We start from the raw sequence: 6,618 nt of genomic DNA on the forward strand, positions 1-6,618 counted from the left end.
CCCCTCTCCGCCGCACCCACCCACGTCTCTCCGCAAAGGAGTTGAGCATGCAGACCCACGATCTCATCGGCATCGGCTTCGGCCCTTCGAACATCGCCCTGGCCATCGCGCTGGACGAGAAACGCCATACCGGGCAACCGGTGGACGCCCTCTTCATCGAGAAGCAGGCCAGCTTCACCTGGCACCCGGACATGGTGCTGGACCATGCGCACATGCAGATCTCCTTCCTCAAGGATCTCACCACCCTGCGCAACCCCACCAGCCGCTTCACCTTCGTCAACTACCTGCACGAAAAACAGCGCCTGCCGGACTTCATCAACCTCAAGACCTTCTACCCCAGCCGCCAGGAATTCAGCGACTACCTCGGCTGGGCCGCCGCCCAGTTCGCCGACCGCTGCGCCTATGCCGAAGAAGTGTTCGAGATCCTGCCCGAGCGGCAAGGCGATGAAGTCAGCCTGCTGCGGGTACGCTCCCGCCGCGCCGACGGCAGCGTGCGCGAGCGCCTGGCACGCAACCTCGTCGTCAGCATGGGCGGCACCACCAACATCCCGGAAGCCTTCCGCCCGTTCAAGGACGAGCCCCGCATCTTCCATTCCCACAACTACCTCAGCCGGGTCGACAAACTCGGCCCGCTGAAGAAGGTCGCCGTCGTCGGCGGCGGCCAGAGCGCCGCCGAAATCTTCATGGAACTGCACGGCCGCGACGCCAGCACCCAGGTGGACCTCATCATGCGCGCCCGCGCCATCCGCCCGTCGGACGACAGCCCTTTCGTCAACGAGATCTTCAACGCCGACTTCACCGACTACGTCTACGACCGCAGCGAGGACGAGCGCGCCAAGCTGTTCAAGGAGTTCTGGCACACCAACTACTCCGCCCCCGACCTCGAACTGGTGCAGCAGATCTTCAAGGTGATGTACGAGCAGAAAGTCGCCGGCAAGCAGCGCCACCGCCTGCTGCGCCGCCACCAGGTCCAGGAAGTGCGCGCCGGCGCCGACGGCCTCCACCTGCGCCTGCTCGACGCCGACGGCCAGCTGGAACACGCCAACCGCTATGACGCGGTGATCCTCGCCACCGGCTACGTGCGCCAGCAGCACAAGGCGGTGCTCGCCCCGCTGGCCCCCTACCTCGGCGACTTCACGGTGGACCGCAACTACCGCGTCCACAGCGCCCCCGGCTTCCGTCCCCAGGTCTTCCTCCAAGGCGCTTGCGAGGCTACCCACGGCTTCAGCGACACGCTGCTGTCGGTGACGGCGGTGAGGACGGAGGAGATCCGCTGCGCGCTGGAGGAAGGGCGGGCCCAGGCGCCGGCGCGTAGCCGGGCCGCAGCCCTGCAGGCCTGATACGCCTCCACCTCGCGGCCGGATGACAGCAATCCGGCGGTTCTCGCAGAACAGGGCGGGAACCGCCGCATCCCGGGCCCACGCTTTTGACGGCCCTCCTGCGGCCCTCGCGAGCAGGCCCGCCCCCTCACTGTCCTTCATCACCTGCGGCGTTCGCCCAACGCCCGGAACACAGCCCCCGGAGCCGCCCCCGAGCAGGACTCAATTCGGAAGGTTCTCGCGCCGGCTTTGAAAGCTCATGGCGCTTGCGAGGAATTCCGGCGGGGCCATCACGATGGCCGCATGGTTTGCCCTGGACTTTTCCCCCGCAGCGCGCCCGCCAGGCCCGGCACGCTCCCCGGCCAGCGCTCCGGTTTTGGCGAATGTCGTGCGCCAGGCAGCGGGCGCTACTTCAAACGGCATACTCGGACGACAAGCCCCCCTTGTCCCACTCTTTGGGGGCCGTACGTCAACGGAAATGATTCTCATCAATCTGTCCTGTCATCCCGCAACCATTCCTATTCCCTAAGCGAGACATTTCCATGCGTTCCCTCCCCCCGCGGCGGCGCCTGCTGGCCGCAACAATCTCCAGCAGCCTTGCCATTCTCGGCGCCCTGCCGCCTCTGCACGCACTGGCCCAGGCACCGTCGCAGCAGGCCGAACAGTTGTTCACCGTCAACCTTCCGGCCCAGGCACTCAGCCAGTCACTGACGATGCTCTCGACGCAGACCGGGGTCCAGGTCTATGCGCCCAGCGACCTGGTAACCGGCCTCACCGCACCAGCCGTCAGCGGTCGCATGAGTGCACGCGAAGCCATCAACAGACTGCTGGCCGGCACCAAGCTGGCGGCGCTTACGAACGCCAATGGCAACGTGACCATCCAGACTCGTCAAACCGGCGCCATGGAGCGGGAACTGCAGGAAGTCAGGGTTCAGGCAAATGCCTACGAGGAGAACGCCTGGGGGCCGGTCGAAGGCTACCAGGCCCGGCGCAGCGCCACCGGTACGAAGACCGACACCGCGCTCATCGAAACGCCCCAGTCCATTTCCGTGGTGACCGCGGACTATGCGGAAGCGATAGGCGCCACCAATCTCAAGGAGGCCCTCAGCTACACCCCGGGGATCACGATCTCCCCGTATGGCACCGACTCACGCTATGACTGGATCTATCTGCGCGGCTTCGACGGCTATGGCAGTCTCTACCTCGACGGTCTCCCCCTTCGCAATACGGGCTCTCTCAGCGTGTGGCGCACGGAAAACTACAACCTGGAGCGCTTCGAGGTATTGCGCGGGCCCTCTTCCGTGCTTTACGGCCAGAACAGCCCGGGCGGCCTGGTGAATGTCGTCAGCAAGCGCCCTACCGACAAACCGCTGCACGAGCTCCAGTTGCAACTCGGCGAGGACTCCCGGAAACAGCTGGCGGGCGATTTCTCGGGTCCGGTCGATGAGGACGGCAAGCTGCTTTATCGCTTGACCGCCCTGGTCAAGGACGCCGAGCTTCCTGCCGAGAGCATGGCGGATGACCGCTACTTCCTCGCCCCCTCGCTAACGTGGCGCCCCTCCAGCGATACCAAACTCACCGTGCTCTCCAGCGTCATGCGCGACCGGGCCGGCGTCTATACCCGGATTGCGCCGGTGGAAGGCACGCTGCTCTACAACCCGAACGGCAAGATTCCCTCCTCCAACTTCCTCAGCGAACCGGACTTCAACCAGTTCGACCAAGACCAATGGATGCTGGGCTATGCCTTCGAACATCGGCCCAACCAGAACTGGACCTTGCGGCAAAACGCGCGCTACAGCCATATGGAAGTCGACTACTGGCAGGCTGGCACGACGCGCTTCGTCCAGGTGGACGCCGGCAACCCGAGCAGCGCCGCGAACTACCGCAGGCGCTACCTGACGGTGAGCGGCACCCAGTCCGACGCCTCCAGCTTCGTCATCGACAACCAGGCAGAGGGCAAGCTGAAGCTGGGGGAGACCGAGCACACCCTGCTGCTTGGCCTGGATTATCAGCGTACCCACTTCGATGAGGCTTCGTACTATCAGCGCACCACGCTGACGATCGACATCTATGACCCCACCTACGGCGCAAACCTGCCGATTCCGGCGCCTTACACGGATTCCGACATCCGGCTGTGGCAAACCGGGCTTTACTTCCAGGACCAGATCAAGTTCGGTGGGCGCTGGGTGGCCACCTTGGGCGGACGCTACGACTGGGCCAAGGTCGAGAGCGATGACCATCTCACCAATACCAAATCGCGCCAGACAGACGAGAAATTCACCGGCCGCGCCGGCCTGGTCTACCTCGCCGAGAATGGCCTGGCGCCCTACCTGAGCTATGCCGAGTCCTTCGTTCCCAACGTGGCCGTCAACCCCGCGACCGGAAAGGCCTTCGACCCGGAGACCGGCGTCCAGTACGAAATCGGCTTGCGCTACCAGCCGCCTGGCCGCAATGACAGTTACAGCATCGCGGCCTTCGATCTGCGGCGGCGCAACAACATCACCACCGACGCTTCATTCGTTCCCAGCCAGCGGGGCGAAGTGACCGTGCGGGGCCTGGAACTCGAAGCCCATATCCAGCCGCTGCCGCAACTCAGCGTGAACCTCAGTTATTCCTACACCCCGAAAGCCGACGTGACCCGGAGCATAGACCCGAGCGAAGTCGGCAAGCAGGCGAACCCGGTTTCACGCAATCAAGCCGCGGCCTGGGCGGATTACCGCTTTCCCTTCGGCTTGAGGTTCGGCCTGGGGGCGCGCTACATGGGCCCCAACAGCGGCTATGAAGGTAATGCCCCCAAGACCGTTCCTGGCTACACCATCTTCGACGCCATGGTTGGCTACGACTATGGTCCCTGGAGCCTGGCACTCAACGCGCGGAACCTCACCGACAAGACCTACTACAGCCAGTGCGGCTCCACGGTTTGCTACTTTGGAGACGAGCGCAAGCTCATCGCAACCGCGACCTACCGCTGGTAAATGCCCCCGGGAGGAGCGGTGGCCGGGCGGCGCCGCTCCTCCTGTTCCCGGCCCCCTCTGCCTGAGGCGGCCGGTTTCTCCGTCGCGGTTCCTGGGTCACCCATCCAACTGCAGAAGCCGATCCCTGACCGCCTCTATGAAGGCCGCGCTGCGGACTATCGTCAGGTGTCCTGTTCCAGGAACCACCGTCTGTGTACGGATCGTCCCGTGTCGAGTCCAATCACGGGGAAAGACATGGCGCCTGTCCCATGCATCGGCGGCCAGCCACACATCCATCTCGACGCCCACCTTCCCGTAGTCGTACTCCATCAGCATCCTCTCGGCATCCAACAAAGCCCACTGCAAGTACTCTTTCGAAGCGTAGCCGGGGCCATCCAGCGGCATGTCACCCTCCGCCGCGAGCGCATTGGCCAGTATCTGATCGCGCAAGCCGGAGGGCAGACGATCCAGCAAGGCCTGCCACTGCGCGGCCATCTCCGATCTATTCCGCCAGGCGTCCAGGCGCTTGCGGGCCGCGTCCTGCTGCAAAGCGGTCAAGGCCGGCGGGGATGGCAGCGCGGGAACGGCTACGTCGACCAGGCCGAGGAAACTCACCGGCAAATCGTCCGCAAGCTGACGAGCGGTCTCGAACGCCAGATCGCCCCCGAATGACCAGCCCAGCAGGGCGCAGGGTCCGCCCCGGGTCTCACGCCTGATGTGCTCCGCATACCCAGCCGCCAAACGTTCCAGTGAGCTGTGTTTCCAGCGCCGGGACGTGAGCGCATGGCTGACGAAGGCATGGACGGGCCTGTCTCCCTGCAGCGCTTCCGCAAGCTGCCGATACTCGGATGAATTCACGATCAGGCCGGGAAAGCAGTACAGAGGCACGCCCCGTCCCCCTTCGGCCAGGACGACCACGTCCAGCATCTCCGGCCCGGCGACGGCCAGCGCAGCTTGATCGGCAAGGCGGTGATGGCGGAACAGTTCCGCAAGCGCCATTTCGGGCAGCCCGAGGATTTCCCGCGTACGCGGCAGTGCCCCGAGGGCGAGCAAGGAATGCCCTCCGAGTTCGAAGAAGCTGTCCTGCCGCCCGACCCGCTCCACACCGAGCACCTCGGCCCACATCGCGGCGAGCCCCTCTTCCACTTCGCCCTGGGGTGCTTCGTAGGCTTGGGCACTTCCCGCTCCGGCCTTGGGTAGTGCCTTGCGGTCTATCTTGCCGTTGGCGTTCAGCGGCAGACCGTCCAACACCATCAGCACCGACGGCACCATGTAGTCCGGCAGTTGCTCGCCGAGCTTGGTGCGCAGTCCGGCGGTGTCGATCTCCTCGCCTGCCTGGGCCGAGACGTAGCCCACCAGCCGTGCGCCCCCCGGGCCTTCGTCGGCCACCACCACCGCTTCACGCACTTCCGGCTGGGCCAGCAGTTGCGCTTCCACTTCGCCCAGTTCGATGCGGAAGCCGCGGATCTTTACCTGGTGGTCTATCCGGCCCAGGTACTCCAGCTCGCCTTCCGCGTTCCAGCGCACCAGGTCACCGGTACGGTACAGCCGCCCACCGGCTTCGTCGTAGGGGTCGGCGATGAAGCGTTCGGCACTCAGGCCGGGGCGGTTCAGGTAGCCGCGCGCCAAGCCGACCCCGCCCAAGTAGAGCTCGCCGGCCACGCCGGCCGGCGTCAGGTTCAGTTCGCCATCGAGTACGTGGGTCCGGATATCGGTGATCGGTGCGCCGATGGGCACCAGGCTGCGGCCGTCGGCACGGCAGGTCCAGTGGGTGACGTGGATGGTGGTTTCGGTGGGACCGTACAGGTTGTACAGGCCGGCACCCGGCAGCCGTTGGGCGCAGGCTTCCTGCACGCCGGCCGGCATGGCTTCGCCACCGCACAGGATGTGCTTCAGACGGGTTTCGTGCTCGATGCCTTCATGGGCCAGGAAGGCTTGCAGCATCGCCGGTACGAAGTTCACCGTGGTGACGCCATGTTCGCGGATGCGGGCGATGATGCGTTCCGGGTCGCGGTGCTCTTCTGGCTGGGCCACCGCGAGGCTGACGCCGGCACTCAGCGGCCAGAAAATTTCCCAGACGGAGACGTCGAAGCCGAACGGGGCTTTGTGCAGGACGACGTCGGCGGACTGCAGGCGGTAGTGGTCCTGCATCCAGCACATGCAGCTGGTGAGGGCCGCATGCCGCACCGCGGCGCCCTTGGGCCGCCCGGTGGAGCCTGAGGTGTAGATCACATAGGCCAGGTTCTCTCCGCTCACCGGTACTTCGGGGTTGTGCGCCGGCTCGGCCGTCAGCGCCAGCGTGTCCAGTTCCAGGACAGTGAGTCCGCTCGGTAGCGGCAGCTGTG

At 65.4% G+C, this 6,618-nt stretch carries 3 protein-coding genes; 2 read left to right on the forward strand and 1 reads right to left on the reverse strand.

What is annotated here, in order from left to right:
* Nucleotides 1-47: 47 nt before the first annotated feature.
* The gene (locus tag GRF61_RS22755; protein WP_169152906.1) at nucleotides 48-1,340 is read left to right on the forward strand and encodes a lysine N(6)-hydroxylase/L-ornithine N(5)-oxygenase family protein; all 1,293 of its coding nucleotides are present in this window, start codon (nucleotides 48-50) and stop codon (nucleotides 1,338-1,340) included.
* Between the two features lie 521 nt (nucleotides 1,341-1,861).
* Nucleotides 1,862-4,294, forward strand: coding sequence for a TonB-dependent siderophore receptor (locus GRF61_RS22760; protein ID WP_169152907.1), 2,433 nt, complete (start codon nucleotides 1,862-1,864; stop codon nucleotides 4,292-4,294).
* Nucleotides 4,295-4,390: 96 nt separating this feature from the next.
* Here the strand turns inward: GRF61_RS22760 and GRF61_RS22765 are convergent.
* On the reverse strand, nucleotides 4,391-6,618 hold a 2,228-nt coding region (locus GRF61_RS22765; RefSeq protein ID WP_169152908.1), incomplete at its 5' end, for an amino acid adenylation domain-containing protein.

The organism is Azoarcus sp. TTM-91 (assembly GCF_012911025.1).
In the GTDB taxonomy this organism is placed as follows: Bacteria; Pseudomonadota; Gammaproteobacteria; order Burkholderiales; family Rhodocyclaceae; genus Azoarcus.